General features: G+C 63.3%; 2 protein-coding genes. One reads left to right on the top strand and one right to left on the bottom strand.

Going from position 1 to position 2971, the window contains the following annotated elements; genetic code table 11:
* Positions 1 to 1030, bottom strand: a 1030-nt coding sequence (locus tag K309_RS0134410) for a DUF4158 domain-containing protein (RefSeq protein WP_029050411.1), incomplete at its 3' end; no start/stop codon positions are given.
* 145 nt (positions 1031 to 1175) lie between these two features.
* Between K309_RS0134410 and K309_RS0134405 the strand changes: the two genes are divergently transcribed.
* The gene (locus K309_RS0134405) at positions 1176 to 2879 is read left to right on the top strand and encodes a site-specific integrase (RefSeq protein WP_029050410.1); all 1704 of its coding nucleotides are present in this window, start codon (positions 1176 to 1178) and stop codon (positions 2877 to 2879) included.
* The last annotated feature ends 92 nt before the right edge of the window (positions 2880 to 2971 follow it).

Genomic DNA, 2971 nt, shown 5'->3' with positions numbered 1-2971 from the left:
CGTTCTCTTTGGCCTTCAGGAGGGCGCGGCCGATCTTCGAGTACTGGTGGATCTTGTCGTTGAGCGCCTTGCCTGACAGGTGAAACTGCTCGCGGTGCTTCTTCTTTGCCAGATTGAACAGCCGTCCGAGGATACGGTCATGGAGGTCGACGATTTCGTCGGTCACCGTTGCACGAGCCTCAACGACGATCGCGGTCAGCGTTGCGTGACGGCGTTGTTGCTCGAATTTCGCAAGGTCATAGGGTGTCATCTGGGCGCCCTCGCGGGCAATCTTGAGCAGCCGGTTCTGGTGAACCAGTCGTTCGATTCCATCTGGCAGGTTGATCGCTCGTAGCATCTTCAAGCGATTGATGTGCTGCAACATCTGGCGAGAACTGGCCTTGCCCGGAGGTAAGCGCAGCCAGGCAAGCCAGGTTAGGCGCCCATCGGGCCGGCGATGCAGAAGTTGATCCAGTTGATGTCGGTGGTGATCTGTGAGCGGTTCGGTCAAGACCTGGTATATGCGACGAGTTGCTCGCGTCACGGCTTCCGCACAGATGCGCTCCATTACGTTGACGCCGGGGAGCAGCAACGCCTGCTGCCTCAGGGAATCGATCAGTGCTGTGGCCAAGATGATTCCCTTGTCGGTCTGCTGCGCTAGCTCGACGAGTGCCTGCACTGCTGCGCGATAGTCGGCCATTGTGAAAGCGCGCATCTGGAGCACGGCTTGCAGTTCTGCCTGATGCTCTCTACGGGTCTTATCGCGCCTTCCGTAGTCTTCCCAATGCGATGGCGCGATGCGTAGCTGACGAGCTACCATCTCGAGCAATGTTTGGGGTGGTTCCTCGCCGGCGGACAGCATGATGCCGGGATAGCGCATGTAGCAGAGCTGCACGGCGAACCCGAGCCGGTTTTCAGCGCCGCGACGCTGCCGGATTAGTGCAAGGTCCGTTTCATTGAACGTGTAGTGGCGAATGAGCTCGTCCTCACTGTCCGGGAAAGAAAGCAGACTTTCTCGCTCGGTATTGGAGAGTACGGTACGACGTGGCATGCCATTCCTTGAAAAATCGGATTCCAGCGGGGGCGCTACGCCGATTTCCGGCGGTAAGGTTTGTGAAAATTCTGCAGTCTATATCGTTGTGCTGAGATAATGGGTATTATCGCGGCACGTGCTTTTATGAATGTAAGTGGAGCCGATGAAATCGCGCCAGACCCGACGCACCGCTTCCGCGCCTGCTGAGCCCAGCCTCCCGGATGCGGATGCGCTGGCTGCATTGCGCGGCTGGTATGCGGGGATCAGTTCCCGTGCGGCGGTAGCACACTACCTTTCTGGCCGCAAAGCATCGGGCCAGTCCGCACGCGGCATGCTGGGGGACATTCGCCGACAACTCGTCGCGTTCGCGGAGAGCCGCCACCGGCCGGATCTGGCCGCACTGTTCGAGCACACCCCCGCAGAACGGCAGGAGCGCGCCGGCGCGGTCGAACGTGCGATCGAGCTGCTGCCCTCGCTGCCGGTACCCCAGCCCCAGATCAGCGACACCATCGATCCATGGCTCGCGCCACGCACCGTCAGGGCGCTGCAGGCCCATGGCATCCGCACGCTGTCGGACCTGACCGTGCGTATCCCACGCCGGCGCGGCTGGTGGAAGGCGATCGAGGGGCTCGGCATCACCGGAGCCCGGCAGATCGAAGCGTTCTTTGCCGATCATCCGCAGCTTACTGAGCGCGCCCGGGCTCTGATAGCGGTCGCCCATCCCCGCGGCATCGTGCCGTGGGAGCAGTTGCGTGTGCCGCGCGAAGTCGATGGGTCGCAGGGCAGCTTCCGCGCACCGCGCGAGGCCTGCACGCTGAACGCCACGAACGATTACGAGGCGGTACGAGCCTGGCTTTCGCTCCACGAAACAGCCGCCACGCAGCGCGCGTATCGCAAGGAAGCCGAGCGGCTGATCCTTTGGGCAATTGTCGAGCGGGGTCGGGCGCTCTCGTCGCTGACGACCGATGATGCCATCGCGTACCGGGCTTTCGTCCGGCGCCCAACGCCGCGCGAGCGCTGGGTCGGGCCGCCGCGGCCGCGCGACTCGGTGGAGTGGCGCCCCTTCTCTGGTGGCCTGTCGGCGCGCTCGGCCGCCTATGCGCTCACGGTGTTGTCGGCCCTGTTCCGGTGGCTCATCGAGCAGCGCTACGTGCTGGCCAACCCGTTTGCCGGCATCAAGGTTCGCGGCCATGCCTCGCGACCGGCGCTGGATACGGCTCGAGGCTTTACCGAAGGGGAATGGCTACTGCTGCGGGCCATTGCGGACGGTCTGGAGTGGTCCTACGGCTGGTCCGAGCCGGCGGCGCAGCGCCTACGTTTTCTGCTCGACTTTGGGTACGCGACTGGTCTGCGCGCCAGCGAACTGGTCGGCGCCGCACTTGGCAACGTCCACCTCGACGGGCACGGTGACCGCTGGCTGCATCTTGTCGGAAAAGGCGGCAAGCCCGGAAAGGTAGCCTTGCCGCCACTCGCGTATACAGCGCTAGACCAGTACTTGGCACAGCGGCAGTTGCCGATCAGCCGGGAGAGATGGAATCCGAAAACACCCCTAGTGGGGAGTTTGGGCGAGGATGGCGCCGTCGGCATTTCCGGTGCTCATCTTTGGCGCTTGCTGCGGCGGTTCTTTGTGCAGGCCGCTGACGCCATCGAAGCCGATCACCCAGTGGCGGCGGAGAAGCTGCGCCGTGCAACGCCCCACTGGATGCGGCACAGTCACGCCAGCCACGCACTGGCCCGCGGGGCTGAGCTCACCGCCGTGCGCGACAACCTGCGCCACGCGTCGATCGCCACCACGTCCATGTACCTGCACGGCGACGAACTTGAGCGTGCTAGGCAGATGCGGCAGGCATTCGGCGCTCGCAGATAGGCGCCTCGTAGCTGAGAGATTTTCGGGTGCCCGCATTCGCTGGTTGATGCCCTCATTGAATGCTGCAATGCAAGGGGCCAACAAATCGGAAA

Source organism: Cupriavidus phytohabitans, from assembly GCF_000426345.1.
GTDB lineage: Bacteria > Pseudomonadota > Gammaproteobacteria > Burkholderiales > Burkholderiaceae > Cupriavidus.
The sequence above is the reverse complement of the archived record's forward strand: the minus strand, read 5'-3'. Positions and strand labels throughout refer to the sequence as shown.